14 protein-coding genes are annotated in these 17,894 nt (G+C 67.5%); 8 read left to right on the top strand and 6 right to left on the bottom strand.

Going from position 1 to position 17,894, the window contains the following annotated elements:
• Positions 1–23: 23 nt before the first annotated feature.
• The gene (gene dnaG / locus ASF60_RS21285; RefSeq protein ID WP_056189943.1) at positions 24–1,946 is read right to left on the bottom strand and encodes a DNA primase; all 1,923 of its coding nucleotides are present in this window, start codon (positions 1,944–1,946) and stop codon (positions 24–26) included.
• Positions 1,947–2,035: 89 nt separating this feature from the next.
• The gene (locus ASF60_RS21280; protein ID WP_056189940.1) at positions 2,036–2,497 is read right to left on the bottom strand and encodes a GatB/YqeY domain-containing protein; all 462 of its coding nucleotides are present in this window, start codon (positions 2,495–2,497) and stop codon (positions 2,036–2,038) included.
• Between the two features lie 208 nt (positions 2,498–2,705).
• On the opposite strand from ASF60_RS21280, the gene carA reads away from it, so the two are divergent.
• The 8 genes from carA (at position 2,706) to ASF60_RS21240 (ending at position 12,538) form a co-directional block, all read left to right on the top strand.
• Positions 2,706–3,947 carry a glutamine-hydrolyzing carbamoyl-phosphate synthase small subunit gene (carA, locus tag ASF60_RS21275; protein WP_056189939.1) on the top strand — a complete coding sequence of 414 codons (1,242 nt, stop codon included), beginning with the start codon at positions 2,706–2,708 and terminating at the stop codon, positions 3,945–3,947.
• Between the two features lie 216 nt (positions 3,948–4,163).
• On the top strand, positions 4,164–4,541 hold the full coding sequence (locus ASF60_RS21270; protein ID WP_056189936.1) for a hypothetical protein: 378 nt from the start codon (positions 4,164–4,166) through the stop codon (positions 4,539–4,541).
• Positions 4,542–4,704: 163 nt separating this feature from the next.
• Positions 4,705–8,190: a carbamoyl-phosphate synthase large subunit gene (gene carB / locus ASF60_RS21265; RefSeq protein WP_056189934.1), complete on the top strand. Its 3,486-nt coding sequence runs from the start codon at positions 4,705–4,707 to the stop codon at positions 8,188–8,190.
• 126 nt (positions 8,191–8,316) lie between these two features.
• Positions 8,317–8,793 (top strand): transcription elongation factor GreA, encoded by a 477-nt coding sequence (gene greA / locus ASF60_RS21260; protein ID WP_200935803.1) that lies wholly within the window; start codon positions 8,317–8,319, stop codon positions 8,791–8,793.
• Between the two features lie 7 nt (positions 8,794–8,800).
• On the top strand, positions 8,801–9,325 hold the full coding sequence (locus ASF60_RS21255) for a hypothetical protein (RefSeq protein WP_056189928.1): 525 nt from the start codon (positions 8,801–8,803) through the stop codon (positions 9,323–9,325).
• Between the two features lie 49 nt (positions 9,326–9,374).
• Entirely contained in the window at positions 9,375–10,400 is a 1,026-nt protein-coding gene (locus ASF60_RS21250) for a mitochondrial fission ELM1 family protein (protein WP_056189925.1), read from the top strand.
• Between the two features lie 14 nt (positions 10,401–10,414).
• Positions 10,415–11,389, top strand: a complete 975-nt coding sequence (trxB, locus tag ASF60_RS21245; protein ID WP_056189922.1) for a thioredoxin-disulfide reductase — start codon at positions 10,415–10,417, stop codon at positions 11,387–11,389.
• Between the two features lie 258 nt (positions 11,390–11,647).
• Positions 11,648–12,538 (top strand): LysR family transcriptional regulator, encoded by an 891-nt coding sequence (locus ASF60_RS21240; RefSeq protein WP_056190100.1) that lies wholly within the window; start codon positions 11,648–11,650, stop codon positions 12,536–12,538.
• A 58-nt stretch (positions 12,539–12,596) separates the two neighbouring features.
• On the opposite strand, the gene msrP is transcribed toward ASF60_RS21240, so the two are convergent.
• The 4 genes from msrP to ASF60_RS21220 form a co-directional block, all read right to left on the bottom strand.
• Positions 12,597–13,553, bottom strand: a complete 957-nt coding sequence (gene msrP, locus ASF60_RS21235; RefSeq protein WP_056189920.1) for a protein-methionine-sulfoxide reductase catalytic subunit MsrP — start codon at positions 13,551–13,553, stop codon at positions 12,597–12,599.
• Positions 13,554–13,746: 193 nt separating this feature from the next.
• The gene (locus tag ASF60_RS21230; RefSeq protein ID WP_056189915.1) at positions 13,747–15,441 is read right to left on the bottom strand and encodes an AMP-binding protein; all 1,695 of its coding nucleotides are present in this window, start codon (positions 15,439–15,441) and stop codon (positions 13,747–13,749) included.
• 85 nt (positions 15,442–15,526) lie between these two features.
• Complete coding sequence (locus tag ASF60_RS21225; protein ID WP_200941011.1) at positions 15,527–16,213, bottom strand: hypothetical protein; 687 nt, start codon at positions 16,211–16,213, stop codon at positions 15,527–15,529.
• A gap of 5 nt (positions 16,214–16,218) precedes the next feature.
• Positions 16,219–17,715, bottom strand: coding sequence for a leucyl aminopeptidase (locus ASF60_RS21220; RefSeq protein ID WP_056189913.1), 1,497 nt, complete (start codon positions 17,713–17,715; stop codon positions 16,219–16,221).
• Positions 17,716–17,894: the final 179 nt, after the last annotated feature.

Here is a 17,894-nt window from a genome sequence, read left to right as displayed (position 1 = left end):
CCGAATTCGTTCGCGACGGATGATCAGGATGCGGACGCCTCATCCGCGTCCGGCACCACTTCATCCGCCTCCGCACCCGCGATGACTGCCATACGGGCCTTCACGTCGCACAGCCAAGCGAAGTTCGCCTCCGTCTCGTCCTCGACCAGCGCCCGTTCCGCCAGGCGGAGTTCGCTATTTAGCGCGCCAGCCTTGCGGTGCAAGATCACGGCCTGACGCAATGCGTCTTCGAGACGCACAGGATCGGCATGCGCGTCAAGGGTCCATCGGTCTCCGGGGCGAACATGGCTGGCCAGGCGGGCGGCGGCTTCGATCAGTCCGGCCCGCTTCAAGCGGCTCTCCAGCACCTCGACGCCGGGCTGATCCGCATCCGCATGGCTGTCGAGCAAGAGAGATCGCAGCGCCTGCGCGTCCGGGTCGCCGAGTTCGAGTTCTGCCAGATCCTCCGCCTCGATCCCGAGCAGTTCCGGGTGGACCAGAAGGCTGGACACGATCATCGCCTCGCGATCCCGGTACGCGACCGGCCCCGAAGCGCTGGTCTCCCCGGCAAAGAGCGGGTTGAACTTGGTGGTGATTCGCGGCGAGGGCGGCGGGTCGCCGGGTCGCGGCGTCCGCTGGAAGGCGGGGCGTGCGGACGCGGTGCGCGGCTCCCAGGGCCCGCGCCGTCCCTGGCTCGCCTGGGGCGACAAGGCCCGAAGCCGGCCCTCGATCTCGTCGCGATAGAACCCGCGCACGGTCTCGTCGCGAATCGAGGCAACCATCTCGCGCACCGATTTGGCGAGGCCGGCTCGGCGCTCCGGGGTGTCGAGGGGCGCCCCGTCCGTGGCGCGCGACCACAGCATCTCGACCAGGGGGCGCGCCCCCTCCAGGACCCGATCGATCGCCCCCTTGCCCTCGGAGCGCAGGAGATCGTCCGGGTCCTGGCCCTCGGGCAGCATGGCGAAGCGCAGGGACTTGCCCGGCGTGAGCCCCGGCAGGGCCACGTCGAGGGCCTTGAAAGCGGCGCGCTGACCGGCCCCGTCACCGTCGAAGCACAGAATCGGCTCATCGGCATTGCGCCACAGCAGACCGATCTGCTCCTCGGTCAGAGCCGTGCCGAGGCCCGCCACGGCATTGGGATGACCCGCCATGGTCATCGCGATGACGTCGACGTAGCCCTCGACGGCGATGATCACGCCCCGGTCATGCGCCGGCTTGCGGGCATTGTGCAGGTTGTAGAGCAGCTGCCCCTTGTGGAAGAGCGGCGTCTCCGGCGAATTCATGTACTTCGCCTTGGCATCCTTCTGCAGCGCCCGGCCGCCGAAGGCGATGACGCGCCCACGTGAATCCGTGATCGGAAACATCACCCGGTCGCGGAACTTGTCGTACGGAACCTTGATGTCGTCGCCCGAGCTCAGCAAACCGACCTCGGCCATCAGATCCTTGTCCACGCCCTTCGCGGCGAGGAAGTCGCGCAGGGCATAACGGTCGCCGGGCGCGTAGCCGAGGCGGAAGCGCGACCGGATTTCCGGCCCGAGCTGGCGCCGATCGAGATAGGCGCGCGCCTCGATGCCGGCGCGGCCCGCCAGCTGCTCCTCGAAGAAGGCGGCCGCCATCTCCATGACGTCGAGCGCTCCGGCGCGCTTGGTCTCCTGCTCTCGGGCATCGGCGCTGGGCGCCGGCAGGGACACGCCCGCCTCCGCCGCCAGACGCTCGACCGCCTCGGGAAAGCTCAGGCCCTCCGTCTCCATCAGGAAGGTGAAGACGTCGCCGTGCTTGCCCGAAGAGAAGCAGTGATAGAACTGCTTCTGGTCGTTGACGTAGAAGGATGGCGACTTCTCGGCATTGAACGGCGACAGGCCGCGCCACTCGCGACCGGCTTTCTTCAGCCGGACGCGCCGCCCCACGATGTCGGATGCGGGCAGGCGCGCACGGATCTCTTCGAGGATGTGGGGCGGGTAACGCACGGCAGGAACCGAACCTCTGCGACTGTGCATCTTAGCAGCCCCGGCTTAAGGAGTCCCCAACGCCCGGAAACGGCGTTGGGCGACCGGCCTTACGCCTTGGCGTTCAGCGCATCCTTCACGAGTCCGCTGGCCTTGCCGAAATCCATGCGGCCCGCATAGGCGCCCTTCAGGGCGGCAATGACCTTGCCCATGTCTTTCGGACCGGAAGCGCCGGTCTCGGACACCGCCTTGTCGATGGCCGCGCGGGTCTCGGCCTCGTCCATCTGCTGCGGAAGGAAGCCCTGGATAATCGCGACCTCGTTGCGCTCGTTCTCGGCGAGTTCGGGCCGGCCGCCCTGATCGTAGACCGCGGCCGATTCGTTGCGCTGCTTGATCATCTTCTGCAGGAGCGCGAGGATCTCCTCCTCGGAAGCCGGCTCCTTGCCGAGGCCGCGCGCCTCGATGTCCTTATCCTTGAGGGCGGCCTGCATCATCCGGACGGTGGCGAGCTTCGCCTTGTCGCCGGCCTTCATGGCTTCCTTCATCTCGGTGGTGAGACGGGCGCGCAGCATCGTGTGACTCCTGAAAAATGAACCCGGGGTAGCGAATCGACGGCGTGGTCTGCGAATTGCTGCGCGAACCGGGGTTCTTGAGACGCGCCGACGCGAGGGCCACATTGACCCTAACGCGGCACGCTCGCTATGAGCGCCGCACGACAAGCCGCCCGCATGCGCCGCTCTACGGCGCCGGGATCGGCCGGACATAAGCGAGATCACGCCGATGCTGCAAGATGAAGGCGTCCACACGCCTGCCGTGCCCGCGCCCCCCGCTCCCTGGGCCGAACCCATCGCCACCGCCCTCCTGGTCCTGGCCGACGGCACCGTGCTGGAGGGATTTGGCATCGGCCAGACCGGGATCGCCGATGGTGAAGTCTGCTTCAACACCGCGATGACGGGCTATCAGGAGATTCTGACCGACCCGTCCTACGCGGGCCAGATCGTCACCTTCACCTTCCCGCATATCGGCAACACCGGCACCAACGACGAGGATCTCGAGAGCCTCGACGCGGCACCGGCCTCCGGGGTGCGGGGCACCGTGATCGCGTCGGCCGTGACCAACCCGTCGAACTGGCGCTCGTCGAGCCATCTCGACGCCTGGCTGAAGGCCCGCGGCATCGTCGGCATCACCGGTGTCGACACTAGGGCGCTCACCGCACTGATCCGCGACCACGGCATGCCGAACGCGATCATCGCCAACGATCCGGAGGGTCGCTTCGACCGCGAGGCCCTGAAGGCGCGGGCAGCCGCCCTCGCCCCGATGGAAGGCCTCGACCTCGTGCCGCCGGTGACCAGTCGGGAGCGTTCGGAATGGTCCCAGACCATCTGGGACGTGAAGGCCGGTTACGGTGATCGCAAGCCCGGCACAGGCCTCAAGGTCGTCGCCATCGATTACGGCGTGAAACGCAACATCCTCCGGCTTCTGGCCGAAGCCGGCTGCGACGTGACCGTGGTGCCCGCCACCACCACCGCCGCTGAGATCATGGCGATGAAGCCCGACGGCGTGTTCCTGTCGAACGGCCCCGGTGATCCGGCCGCCACCGGCGAATACGCGGTCCCGGTGATCCGGGCGCTGCTTGAGGAAAAAGTGCCGACCTTCGGCATCTGCCTCGGGCACCAGCTCATGGGCTTGGCGTTGGGCGGCCGCACCGTGAAGATGGCGCAGGGCCACCACGGCGCGAACCATCCGGTAAAGGACAAGACCACCGGAAAGGTCGAGATCGTGTCGATGAACCACGGCTTCGCGGTGGATCCGGCGAGCCTGCCCGAGACGGCGCTGGAGACCCACGTCTCGCTCTTCGACGGCTCGAATTGCGGCCTCACCCTCACCGACCGACCGGCCTTCTCGGTGCAGCACCACCCGGAGGCCTCGCCGGGCCCGCGCGACAGCCACTACCTGTTCGAGCGCTTCGTCGCCCTGATGAAGGCCGGAAAGCCCGAAACGCTGGTCACCACCGCGGACTAACGGGGGCCGGGCGGAGTCCGCCCGGCCCTTGCCACGTCTGCATGCTTGAATTGCATCTTAAGCCAAAAACACCCGAGGCGGGAATCGCAGAATGGTTCCCGCCGCGTCATAAAAAACCCGGCATTTTGGGGCATCCCCGCGCCGTTAACGACGCGCTAACGACGTCCGTCGAGGATCGTGGCGTGATCGCATCCGGTTCTGGACGGGGATTTCCACATGACGTTCGACGACGCGCGCGACGACTTCTCGCGCCTGCATCGCCTCTTCACGTTCCATCTCGGCGTGGCCGTCGGCCTCGCGTGGATGACCGCCCTCTACTCCGCCTGCTACGCCCCCTGGGTCCGCAACATCCGGGCGCTGATCGATCCGTCGACCGGCCTCGACCGGGTCGAGAGCACCTGGTCGTTCCTGTTCGCCCTGCCGGTGGTGATGACGCTCGCCTGGATCGGCTTGTATTTCGGCCGCGAGATGCTGCGCCGCAGCCAGACCCTCTCGAATGCCGCTCTTGAATTCGCCGCCGCCGCAATCGTGGCCTTCGGGGTGTTTTATCTCTCCATCGACCGCGCGGTGTCGGTTCTTTACCTCGGCTTCTGAGCCGCAACGGCGCTTCACCTTCAACGCGCGCCCTTCCAATGGCGACGGGCTGCGTGTAAGTGCCAGGATCAACGACAATCCACGCCGCTAGCGCCCCCAGGCCCGTGCCGCCGATCCGGCACCGTGCATGGCTGGGCGCGCGTGCCTGCAGCCAAGGCGCCCGATGCCGAAACGCACCGACATTTCCTCGATCCTGATCATCGGTGCGGGGCCGATCGTCATCGGTCAGGCTTGCGAGTTCGATTATTCCGGGACCCAGGCCTGCAAGGCCCTCCGCGAGGAGGGCTACCGGATCGTGCTGGTGAATTCGAACCCGGCCACGATCATGACCGACCCGGACATGGCGGATGCGACCTATGTCGAGCCGATCACGCCCGAGATCGTCGCCAAGATCATCGAGAAGGAGCGCTACGCCATCCCGGGCGGCTTTGCGCTGCTGCCCACCATGGGCGGCCAGACGGCGCTGAACTGCGCCCTCTCCCTCAAGAAGATGGGCGTGCTCGAAAAATTCGACGTCCAGATGATCGGCGCCACCACCGAGGCGATCGACAAGGCCGAGGACCGTCACCTCTTCCGCGACGCGATGACCAAGATCGGCCTGGAGACGCCGAAATCCGCCCTCGCCAACGCCTCCGCGGCGAAGAAGGCTGACCGCGCGAAGTACCTCGCCGAGATCGCCCGCATCGAGGCCGCGAACGAGGGCGAAGCCCGCACCACCGCCCTTGCCGCCTTCGAGAAGACCTGGCACCGGGGCGAGTCGGAGCGGCGCAAGCGCTACGGTGAGCACGCGATCGGGCAGGCGCTGATCGCGCTGGCCGAGGTCGGCCTTCCGGCCATCATCCGCCCGTCCTTCACCATGGGCGGCACCGGCGGTGGCATCGCCTACAACCGGGAAGAGTTCCTGGACATCGTCGAGCGCGGCATCGACGCGTCGCCGACCAACGAAGTCCTGATCGAGGAGAGCGTTCTCGGCTGGAAAGAATATGAGATGGAGGTCGTTCGCGACAGAAACGACAACTGCATCATCGTCTGCTCCATCGAGAACATCGACCCGATGGGCGTCCATACCGGCGATTCCATCACCGTCGCGCCGGCCCTGACGCTGACCGACAAGGAATATCAGGTGATGCGCGACGCATCCCTGGCCGTGCTGCGCGAGATCGGCGTGGAGACCGGCGGCTCGAACGTGCAGTTCGCCATCGACCCGGCCACCGGCCGGATGATCGTCATCGAGATGAACCCGCGCGTCTCGCGCTCCTCCGCCCTGGCCTCGAAGGCCACCGGCTTCCCGATCGCCAAGGTCGCGGCCAAGCTCGCCGTCGGCTACACCCTCGACGAAATCGCCAACGACATCACGGGCGGCGCGACGCCGGCCTCGTTCGAGCCGTCGATCGACTACGTCGTCACCAAGATCCCGCGCTTCGCCTTCGAGAAGTTCCCCGGCGCCGAGCCGACGCTGACCACTGCGATGAAGTCGGTGGGCGAGGCCATGGCGATCGGCCGCTGCTTTGCCGAATCGCTCCAGAAGGCTCTGCGCTCCCTCGAGACCGGCCTCACCGGCCTCGACGAGATCGAGATCGAGGGACTGGGCAAGGGCGACGATCACAACGCCATCAAGGCCGCCCTCGGCACCCCGACGCCGGATCGCCTCCTCAAGGTCGGTCAAGCGTTGCGCCTCGGCGTGAGCCACGAGGAGGTCCATGCCTCCTGCAAGATCGATCCGTGGTTCCTGGAGCAGCTCCAGGCGATCATCGACCTGGAGAACCGGGTCAAGGCGCACGGCATCCCGAACACCCCCGGGGCGCTGCGTCAGCTCAAGGCGGCCGGCTTCTCCGACGCTCGCCTCGCCGTGCTCGCCAAGACCGACGAGGACAGCGTGCGGGCGGCGCGCCGGGCGCTGGGCGTACGCCCGGTGTTCAAGCGCATCGACACCTGTGCGGCCGAGTTCCAGGCGCCCACCGCCTACATGTACTCGACCTATGTAGCGCCCTTCGCCGGCACGGTGGTGGACGAGGCACGTCCCACCGACGCCAAGAAGGTCATCATCCTCGGTGGCGGTCCGAACCGGATCGGCCAGGGCATCGAGTTCGATTATTGCTGCTGTCACGCCTGCTTCGCGCTGTCGGAAGCCGGGTACGAGACCATCATGGTCAACTGCAACCCGGAGACGGTCTCGACCGATTACGACACCTCGGACCGCCTCTATTTCGAGCCGCTGACCCAGGAAGACGTCCTGGAGATCATCGAGACCGAACGCCAGGCCGGAACCCTGCACGGGGTCATCGTCCAGTTTGGCGGCCAGACCCCGCTGAAGCTGGCCCGCGCTCTGGAGGCCGCCGGTGTGCCGATCCTCGGCACCTCGCCTGACGCCATCGATCTGGCCGAGGACCGCGACCAGTTCAAGCGCCTCCTCGACAAGCTCGGGATGAAGCAGCCCAAGAACGGCATCGCCTACTCGGTGGAGCAGAGCCGGCTGATCGCCTCCGATCTCGGCCTGCCCTTCGTGGTGCGGCCGAGCTACGTTCTGGGCGGCCGCGCCATGGCGATCATTCGCGACGAGGCGCAGTTCGCGGACTACCTCCTCGATACCCTGCCGAGCCTGATCCCCTCCGACGTGAAGGCGCGCTACCCCAACGACAAGACGGGGCAGATCAACACGGTGCTGGGCAAGAACCCGCTCCTGTTCGATCGCTACCTGTCCGACGCCACCGAGATCGACGTCGACGCGATCTGCGACGGCAAGGACGTCTTCATCGCCGGCATCATGGAGCACATCGAGGAGGCGGGCATCCACTCGGGCGATTCCGCCTGCTCGCTGCCCTCGCGCTCGCTTTCGCCGGAGATCATCGCGGAACTGGAGCGCCAGACCCGCGCGATGGCGCTGGCCCTGCAGGTCGGCGGCCTGATGAACGTGCAATACGCGATCAAGGACGGCGTAATCTACGTGCTGGAGGTCAATCCGCGCGCTTCCCGCACCGTGCCGTTCGTCGCCAAGGTGATCGGCGATCCGATCGCCAAGATCGCCGCCCGGGTCATGGCCGGCGAATCGCTCGCGAGCTTCGATCTGAAGCCGAAGGTGCTCGACCACATCGCAGTCAAGGAAGCGGTGTTCCCCTTCGCGCGCTTTCCCGGTGTCGACGTGCTGCTCGGACCGGAGATGCGCTCGACCGGCGAGGTCATCGGGCTCGATTCGAGCTTCGGCGTCGCCTTCGCCAAAAGCCAGCTCGGCTCCGGCACCCTGGTGCCGAAGGGCGGCGCGGTGTTCGTGTCGGTGCGCGATGCCGACAAGGAGCGCATCCTGCCGGCCATCCGGCTCCTGTCGGAGCTCGGCTTCACCATCGTCGCCACCAGCGGCACCCAGCGCTACCTCGCCGACCAGGGCGTTCCGACAGAGCGGGTGAACAAGGTTCTGGAAGGCCGGCCGCACGTGGTCGACTCGATCAAGAACGGCGACATCCAACTGGTGTTCAACACCACGGAGGGCGCCGGCGCCCTCTCGGACTCGCGCTCGCTCCGGCGCGCTGCCCTCTTGCATAAAGTGCCGTACTACACCACTCTTGCGGGGGCGATGGCGGCGGCCGAAGGGATCAAGGCCTATCTCGGAGGCGATCTCAAGGTCCGCGCCTTGCAGGAATACTTCGCGGCCTGAATTGACGCGCGGCTTCCGTCTTGATCGGGAGCCGTGTCGTTTGCGGTTCAGGACTTTCTTACTCTGGCCCGGAGGGAGCACAGTGCTCCTGGCCGGGCCTATTCATTGTGGCGCGAGACGATGACGATAGACAAGGTTCCGATGACGGTGCGCGGTTACGCAGCGCTGGAGGAGGAGTTGAAGCACCGCCAGCAAGTGGAGCGCCAGCGCATCATCCAGGCGATTGCTGAGGCGCGCGCACTCGGCGACCTTTCGGAGAATGCCGAATACCATGCCGCCAAGGAGGCCCAGTCCCACAACGAGGGCCGTGTCCTCGAACTCGAGAGCATGATCTCGCGGGCCGAGGTGATCGACGTCACCAAGCTGTCGGGCACCAAGATCAAGTTCGGCGCGACCGTGAAGCTCCTCGACGAAGACACCGAGGAGGAGAAGACTTACCAGCTCGTCGGCGAGCCGGAGGCGGATGTGCGCTCGGGCCTCGTCTCGATCACCTCCCCGATCGCCCGCGCGCTGATCGGCAAGGGCGTCGGCGACACCGTCGAGGTGACGACCCCGGGCGGTGGCAAGTCATACGAGGTCGTCGCTGTCCAGTACGGCGTCTGAGTCGGGGATGCGGCGCGGCCCCTTTCGCGCGGTGGCCGCATCCCTCGTCCTCCTGCTGGGGGCCGCCCTTCTTCCGGGTCTCGCCCGGGCGGCGGGCCTCCCCAGCCTCGGCGGCGAGCGCCTGTCCGGCGTACGGGTCGACGTGCAACCGCTGCTCGCGAAGGGCGGCGGAGTTCCGGCGGAGGATCTCCGCGATGACCTGCTCGCCGCTCTCCGGACGGAGTTCGCCCGCCAGCTCGGCGGCCGCGGGCCGGTTCTGGTGGTGCGGATCACGGGTCTGTCGCTCAACCCCTACGCGGGCGGCGATGGCGGGCGTGGGCGGCTCGGCGGCGGAACCCAGAGCGACTACCTCGAAGGCGAGGCCCTGCTTGTCGGGCGGCGGGGCGAGATTCTGGCCCGTCATCCTCAGCTCTCTGCCGTCCCGGCCAGTTCGGGGGGAGCCTGGTACGATCCCGCTTCCGAGCGGCGGCGGGTGACGGCTCTCGCCGCGCATTACGCCGGCTGGCTGCGGCGCGCCCTCCCCGAGGATTAGGTGGACGAGGCGCCCCCGGCGACGCCCAAGGATTGACCTGGATCACCTGATGTCGGCAGCGTCCGCGATGCCCTCCCCCAACGCGGCCCCTGCGCCGCTCCCCGACCTGTCGCAGGCCCGGACCTGGATCGTCACCGACGGCAAGGCGGGTGACGAGAACCAGTGCGTGGGACTGGCCGAAACCCTCGATCTCCCCTTCGAGGTCCGGCGGGTTTCACCCCGTCCCCCCTTCGGCTGGATGGCGCCCTGGGGACCCGTCGATCCGCGCGACCAGCCCGGCGACAGGCGTGGGAGCCTCGCCGGACCCCTGCCCGATCTGCTGATCGCCTCCGGTCGCCGATCCGTGCCATACCTGCGCGCCGTCCGCGAGGCGTCGCAGGGCCGGACCTTCACGGCGTTCCTGAAGGATCCGCGTACGGGCCACGACACCGCGAACTTCGTCTGGGTGCCGGATTACGACGATCTGCGCGGCCCCAACGTGTTCACCACCCTGACGCCGCCGCATCAGGTCACCCCGGAGCGCCTGGACGAGGCGCGTAGACATCCGGACCCACGCCTCGCCGCCCTGCCCTGGCCCCGCATCGCGGTGCTGATCGGGGGCGACAGCCGCCATCTGAGCTACCGTCCGGCCGACATGCGCCGGCTCCTGCGCGATCTCACCAAGCTGACCGATGGCGGGTGCAGCCTGATGGTGACGGTGTCGCGGCGCACCCCGCAGAACCTGCGCGACGCGTTGCGAACCCTGGTCGTCACCAAGGGTGGTTTCTACTGGGATGGCGCCAGCTCGAACCCCTATGTTCCGATGCTGGCGATCGCCGACGCGATCGTGGTCACCTCGGATTCCGCCAACATGGTCGGCGAGTCCGTCAGCACCGGCGCGCCGGTCCTCCTGTTCGACCTGCCGAAGACCTATATCCGTCACAGGCGGCTCTTCGCGGGCCTAGCGATGGCAGGGGCCCTGAAGCCCTTCGTCGGTCGCCTGGAGGCATTGCAATACACACCCCTGGATGCGACCCCCGTCATCGCGCAGGCGATGGCCAAGGCCTATGCCGACCACCGCGCGCGATGGGCCTGAAGGAGACGAGAGCGATGGCGCACACCCATTCCAAACTCATCATCATCGGCTCCGGCCCCGCCGGCTACAGCGCCGCAATCTATGCCGCCCGCGCCATGGTCGAGCCGCTGATGATCTCCGGCTTCCAGCCCGGCGGCCAGCTCATGATCACCACCGACGTCGAGAACTATCCGGGCTTCGCCGAGGCCATCCAGGGTCCCTGGCTGATGGAGCAGATGCGGCTCCAGGCCGAGCATGTCGGCACCCGGATCGTGTCCGAGTACATCACCAAGGTCGACCTCAAGGTCCGCCCCTTCCAGTTGGAGGCGGATTCGGGCGAAACCTATTCGGCCGATGCGCTGATCATCGCCACCGGCGCCCAGGCGAAGTGGCTCGGTCTGCCGTCGGAAGCCAAGTTCCAGGGCTTCGGCGTCTCCGCCTGCGCCACCTGTGACGGCTTCTTCTTTCGCGGCAAGGAGGTCGTGGTGGTCGGCGGTGGCAACACCGCCGTCGAGGAGGCGCTCTACCTGGCCAACCTCGCGTCCAAGGTCATCGTCGTGCACCGCCGGGGCGAGTTCCGGGCCGAGCGCATCCTGCAGGAGCGCCTGTTCAAGCACCCCAACGTCGAGGTGGTGTGGCACCATGCCATCGAGGAGATCTGCGGCAGCGAGAAGCCGCCCTCGGTGACGCATGTCCGCCTCAAGGATACCCGCACCGGGGAGATCACCGAGCGCAGGACCGACGGCGTGTTCATCGCCATCGGCCACCAGCCGGCGACGGGAGTCTTCGAGGGCCAACTCGCCATGCGCGACGGCGGCTACATCGATACCGCGCCGGGCACGACCCACACGGCGATCCCCGGTGTCTATGCCGCCGGCGACGTGACCGACGACGTCTATCGCCAGGCGATCACCGCCGCCGGCATGGGGTGCATGGCTGCGCTCGACGCCGAGAAGTACCTCGCGGCCCTCGATGTCGGCGAAACACCGCAGCAAGCGGCCGCAGAATAGGAAGATTTCGGCGGACGAAGGCTCTGGGCGTCTTGCGTGCGGCATCAAGACAATCGCAAGGTCGTCCCCCTAACCTAAGCGCTGACGGCATGCGCCGTCGGCGTCACCCGCATGACTGAGATCGCCCCGTCCCGCGTGTCCGGCACGCATCGGGAGATGTCGGTCGCTCGGGCCTATCATGGATATCCGGATCGCCAATCGGCGCGGATCGGGGAGGCATGATCAGCCGGCGTCGGGTTGCGTACGGGAGTGGACGCCTTGGACTGGGATAAGATCCGCATCTTCCTCAATGTGGCGGAAGCCGGCAGCTTCACGCGGGCGGGCGACGACATCGGCTTGAGCCAGTCGGCCGTGAGCCGCCAGATCAGCGCCCTGGAGCGCGAATTGAAGGCGCCGCTGTTCCATCGCCACGCCCGGGGCCTGATCCTCACCGAACAGGGCGATCTCCTGTTCCGGGCAGCGCGCGACATGAAGCTGCGCCTGGAAAACACCAAGGCGCGCCTCGTCGAGACCAGCGAGCGCCCGACCGGCGACCTCAAGGTCACCACCACGGTCGGCCTCGGCACCGCGTGGCTCGCCCAAAGGGTGGCGGAATTCCTCGACCTCTACCCGGATGTCCGGGTCGAACTCATCCTCACCAACGAGGAACTCGACCTCGCCATGCGCGAGGCCGACGTGGCCATCCGGATGCGGCGCCCGGCCCAGCCGGACCTGATCCAGCGACGCCTGTTCACGGTGCATTACCACGCCTTCGCGTCGCAGGATTACGTGAAGCGCTTCGGCGAGCCGAAGACGATCGCCGATCTCGACAATCACAGGCTCGTCTCGTTCGGCGGCAACGAGCCGTCCTACCTGCTGGCCACCCACTGGCTCGCCACGGTGGGCCGCGAGGGCCAGGAGCGCCGGACCATCCATTTCACGGTCAACAACATCACTGCCCTGCAGCACGCGATCGAAACCGGTGCCGGCATCGGCATCCTGCCGGACTACGCGGCGGAGGGGCAGGCCGGCCTGGTTCAGGTGATGCGCGAGACCGAGATGCCCCACATGGAGAGCTATCTCGTCTACGCCGAGGAGATGCGGACCGTCGCCCGCGTCCAGGCATTCCGCGACTTCCTCGTCGCGAAGGCCCAGCGCTGGACCTATTGAGGACCGCAGGGACCGACGGACGCGGGCGGGGCAGAGGGCTGCCCCGCCGCCGCGCCGGTCAGACGAACAGCCGTTCCTTCTCCAACCCCTTGTAGAGGCCGGCGACCTGCTCGCCGTAGCCGTTGTAGATCAGGGTCGGCACGCGCTGGTCGGTGCCCAGCACCCGCTCGGTCGCCTGGCTCCAGCGCGGATGCGACACGGCCGGGTTCACGTTCGCCCAGAAACCGTACTCGGCCGATTGCAGCCCTTCCCAGAAGGTCTTCGGCCGCTCGGCCACGAACGAGATCTTGGTGATCGATTTCACCGACTTGAAGCCGTACTTCCAAGGCACCACGAGCCGGATCGGAGCGCCGAACTGGTTGGCGAGCGGCTTGCCGTAAACGCCGGTTGCGACGAAGGCGAGATCGTTGCCGGCCTCCTCCAGGGTCAACCCTTCGGTATAGGGCCACGGATACAGGAACGACTTCTGGCCCGGCGCCATGGACCGGTCGAGGAAGGTCTGCATCTGAATGTACTTGGCCCCGGCGCTGGGCTTGGCCAGGGCCAACAGCTTCGAGAGCGGGAACCCGGTCCAGGGCACAGACATCGACCACGCCTCGACGCAGCGGTGGCGATACAGGCGCTCCTCCAAGGGCATTTTCCGGATCAGATCGTCGATGCCCAGCGTCATCGGCTTCTCGACGAGTCCGTCGATGGCGACGGTCCAAGGCCGGGTCTTCAGCGCATTGGCCGCCGGCAGGACCGATTTCGAGGTGCCGTATTCGTAGAAGTTGTTGTAGTCCGCGCTGTACTTCTCGGGCGTCAGGTCGCGGTCGAGGGTATAGGCCTCGTTGCGCTTGGCCGGATAGAGGTCGGCGGTGGGATCGGCTGCGGCCTCGGCCCGCGCGATGCCGACCAGCGATGCGGCGGCGAGGCCGGCGGCACCGCCGAGCAGGCTGCGGCGATCGAGGAAAACGCTCTCCGGCGTCGCCAGATGTTCGGGCATCTCCCATACCCGCGTGCGCTTGATCAGCATGTCGATCCCTCCCGTGCGGCACATCCAGAGATGCGCCGGCGTGTTGCCCTGATCCGCGTGCCGTGACCCTTGCGTCACGACTGTCGAGACGAGACATCGTGCGGCGCGGACCGACCGGCAAGCCGTCCCGATGTCACTCCTTCGAAGTTACTTCTTCGATGTCGGACCGCGGGAGGTTACGCGGACGCGCAGGTTACGCCGTGGGCGGTTCGTCGCGGAGTGCACGCCGTAGCACCTTGCCGACGTTGGTCTTGGGCAGGGCGTCGTGGAAGACCACCTGCCGCGGCACCTTATAGCCGGTGAGCTGCGTGCGCGCGTAGGTCCTCAGCGCCTCCGTGGTGATGGCCGGGTCGCGGCGCACCACGTGGGCGACCACCATCTCGCCGGTGTCGTCGCTGAGGGCGCCGACCACGGCGCATTCGCGGACCGCCGGATGGCTCGCGAGCACATCCTCGATCTCGTTCGGATAGACGTTGAAGCCGGAGACCAGGATCATGTCCTTCATCCGGTCGACGATCCTGACCTGTCCGTCCTCCTGGAGCACCGCCACGTCGCCGGTTCGGAAGTAGCCGTCCGGCGTCGTCGCGCGCGCGGTCTCGTCCGGGCGCTTCCAGTAGCCGGCCATGACCTGGGGTCCGCGGACGCAGAGTTCGCCCGGGTGGCCCATGCCGACGTCGCGGCCATCCAAACCCCGGACCGCCACATCCGTCGAAGGCAGCGGATAGCCGATCGTCCCGCTCCATTCCGGAAGGTCGAGCGGGTTGACGCAGACCACCGGCGACGTCTCGGACAGGCCGTAGCCCTCGACGATCGCCTGTCCGGTGATCGCCTTCCACTTCTGGGCGACGGTGGCCTGAACCGCCATGCCACCGGCGATGACGAAATCGAGCTTCGAAAAGTCGACCTCGGTAATTCTGGGGTGATTGATCAGGAGATTGAACAGGGTGTTCACGCCGGAGAAGTGGGTGAAGCGCGTACTCTTCAGGGTCTTGATGAAGCCGTCCGCGTCGCGCGGGTTGAGGATCAGCAGACAGCAGGCACCGATCTTCATGAAGAAGAAGAAGCAGCAGGTGAGCGCGAAGATGTGGTACAGCGGCAGCGCCGTGACCATCACCTTGCCCTCGCCGTACTCGGCCGAGACGCGGAACCAGGCTCGGCTCTGCTCGACGTTGGCCATGATGTTGCGGTGGGTCAGCATCGCCGCCTTGGCGATGCCGGTGGTGCCACCCGTGTACTGTAGGAAGGCCAGGTCGTTCGGCCCGATATCGGCGCGGATCTTGGGCTTGCCGGTCCCGGCATTGATCACCGCATCGAAGCGGAGCGCGAGACCAGCGGGGAAGCGGTAGGCCGGCACCGCCTTCTTGATGTGCCGCGACGCCAGGGTGATCAGCCGACCCTTGAGACCGAGGCCGTCGCCGGGGCCGGCAACGACCACCCGGTCGAGGCTGAGATCCGGCAGGGCCTCCACCACCGTGTGGGCGAAGTTTTCCAGGACGAAGAGGATACGGGCGCCCGAATCGTTCAGCTGCGCCGTCAATTCGCGGGGCGTGTAGAGCGGATTGACGTTGACGACGGTGCAGCCAGCGAGCAGCGCGCCGAAGATCGTCGCCGGATAGGCCACGACGTTGGGCATCATGATCGCGACGCGGTCGCCCTTGACGAGACCCTGATCGGCGAGCCAGGCCGCCACGGCTTCGGCTGTGTCTCCGAGCGCCGCGTAGGAGATGCGGGTTCCGAAGCTCTCAAGCGCCGGACGCGATGCGGATTGCGTCATGCACTCTTCGAACAGGTCGACCAGCGTTCCGAGACGGGGGATATCGAGTTCCGCCGGAATACCCGGCGGATACGCCGACAGCCACGGCCGCCCGGCGCTTCGGGATTCGAACATGTGTTTCCTCCCTGCGATGCGACTCGGCCGCTTCCTGCGTCCTTAGTTCACATCTAAACTATCCTCCGCCATCCCGGCTTCGGGATCAAGCGGCGGCCTGTGCAGGCTGGGAACGATCCCGCCGGGTCGTCAGTCGCACGCAGCTAAGGTGCGGTAGGAAGGCGATGCAGGCCAGGGCGGCGGCTAACACGGCATCCTCCCCTGTCATGGCCCGGCGCGGCCAGTTCCCGAAGCCCGCCGCATGGGCCAGGCCGAGCACCGCGAGGGCGAACCACAGCGCGAGATAGCGCAGAACGATCGCGAGGCCGGCGCGCAGCCAGGTCCGGGGGCGTGCCGGCGCGTTTCCGATCAGCAGCGCACCGAAAGCCAGGGCCGTGGCGAAGACCATCGCGGCGAGTGCCGAGCCGAGGGCATAGGCGGCGGACATCGCCTGCTGCGTGAGGAAGGCGGTGCCGCCGCTGGCAAACGCGAGGCGCAGGGTGACGCCGCCGAAGGTCGGATGGAGGCAGACCGCCAGGAACACCGCGAACGCGAGGGTTCCGCCGATCAGCCGACGCGGCCAGCCGGCCGGGCCGGGTCGCAGGATGCGCAGGCCGAGGCGCGCCAGCCCATACACGATCGCCACGGTGAAGAGCGGGTAGCGATCGAGGAAGAAGCCGTAGAACCGCGCCTCCAGTTGGGGCGGCAGAACCGTCCGCTGGTCGAATCCCGTGGCGAAGGCGACCCCGATCGCCAGGAGCGCGGCCGCCAGCGGGATGACGGCCGCCCGCACGCGGCTCAGGCCTCGTAGTTGTCGCGCACCAGCCGGTCGAGCAGGCGCACGCCCCAGCCCGCGCCCCAACTCCGATTGATCTCGCTCGGCGAGGACGACATCGCCACGCCGGCGATGTCGAGATGGGCCCATGGCACGTCGTTGACGTAGCGCTTCAGGAACGAGGCGGCGGTGGCGGCGCCGCCGTGGCGGCCGCCGGAGTTCTTCATGTCGGCGAACTTGGAATCGATCGCCTTGTCGTAGGCCGGGATCAGCGGCATCCGCCACACGGCCTCGCCCGTCGCTTCGCCGGCGGCGGTGATCTTCGCCGAAAGGGCATCGTCGTTCGAGAACAGGCCGGCGATATCCTGGCCGAGGGCCACGATGATGGCGCCCGTCAGGGTGGCGAGATCGATCATGAACTTCGGCTTGTAGGCGCTCTGGATGTGCCACAGTACGTCGGCAAGGACGAGACGTCCCTCCGCATCGGTGTTGATGATCTCGATGGTCTGGCCCGACATCGAGGTGACGATGTCGCTCGGGCGCATGGCGTTGCCGTCCGGCATGTTCTCGACGATGCCGATGGCGCCCACCACGTTGACCCGAGCCTTGCGGCGCGCCAGCGCATGCATCGTGCCCACGACGCAGGCGGCGCCGCCCATGTCGCCCTTCATGTCCTCCATGCCGCCGGCGGACTTGATCGAGACGCCGCCGGAATCGAAGCAGACGCCCTTGCCGATGAAGGCGATCGGCGCGTCCGACGCGTCATCCGCCCCGTTCCAGCGCATCACCACGACGCGGGCCTCCCGGGCCGAACCCTGGGCCACCGCCAGCAGAGCGCCCATGCCGAGCGCTTCGAGCTTGCCGGGGCCAAGCACCTCGACCTCGACCCCGAGGTCGGTCAGCGCCTCGGCGCGACGGGCGAACTCCTCCGGAAACAGGACGTTCGGCGGCTCGTTGATGAGTTCGCGGGCCAGGACGACGCCGTCCGCGACCGCCTCGGACGCCTGGGCGGCCGCTTCGGCGGCGGACACATCCGCCACCATCAGGGTCAGGGACGTGCCCTTCGCGTCATCGCCCTCAGGCTTCTTCTTGGTCTTGTAGCGATCGAAGCTGTAGTGCCGCAGACGGGCGCCGAGGGCGAAATCGGCGGCATTCTCGGCCGAGACGTCGAGGCCGGCGAGGATCAGGGCGGCGTGGGCGCTCCGACCCGCGACCTTGCTGGCGGTGTAGCCGCCGAGCGCGGTCCAATCGATCTTGGCGCGATCCTTCTCCGAGCCGAGGCCGATCACCACGAGGCGGTCGGCATCGAGGCCGGCGGGAGCCGGCAGCGCCAGGGCCGACAGGGACTTGCCCTTGAAGCGCTCGCTGGCGGCCGCGCGCGCGACGAGATCGGCGACTCCGCCGCCGATGGCCTGGGCCACGGCCGGTGCCAGGGCGAGATCGTCGCCGACGAAGAGGACGACGTCGCCCCGGCCCACCGAGCCGAGAGGCCCGAACGTGATCGAAATTCCGTCCGCCATGACGCTAGCTTTCCGAAGGATTGGGCTCGAACGAGAGGCGCGTTCGAAGTGATGCGCGCAGGATGTGCGGAGGAACACGGGCTTCGACGTGCCCCTCCCAAGGCTTCTGTGTACCCGTTGAGGCAGAGAACGCAACGCGACCGGACGGCCGTGAAAGCGCCCGAATTGGCGCGCCCGGA

The organism is Methylobacterium sp. Leaf113 (assembly GCF_001423325.1).
Classification (GTDB): Bacteria; Pseudomonadota; Alphaproteobacteria; order Rhizobiales; family Beijerinckiaceae; genus Methylobacterium.
Note: the sequence above shows the minus strand (reverse complement) of the source record. Positions and strands in the feature narration are given on the sequence as shown.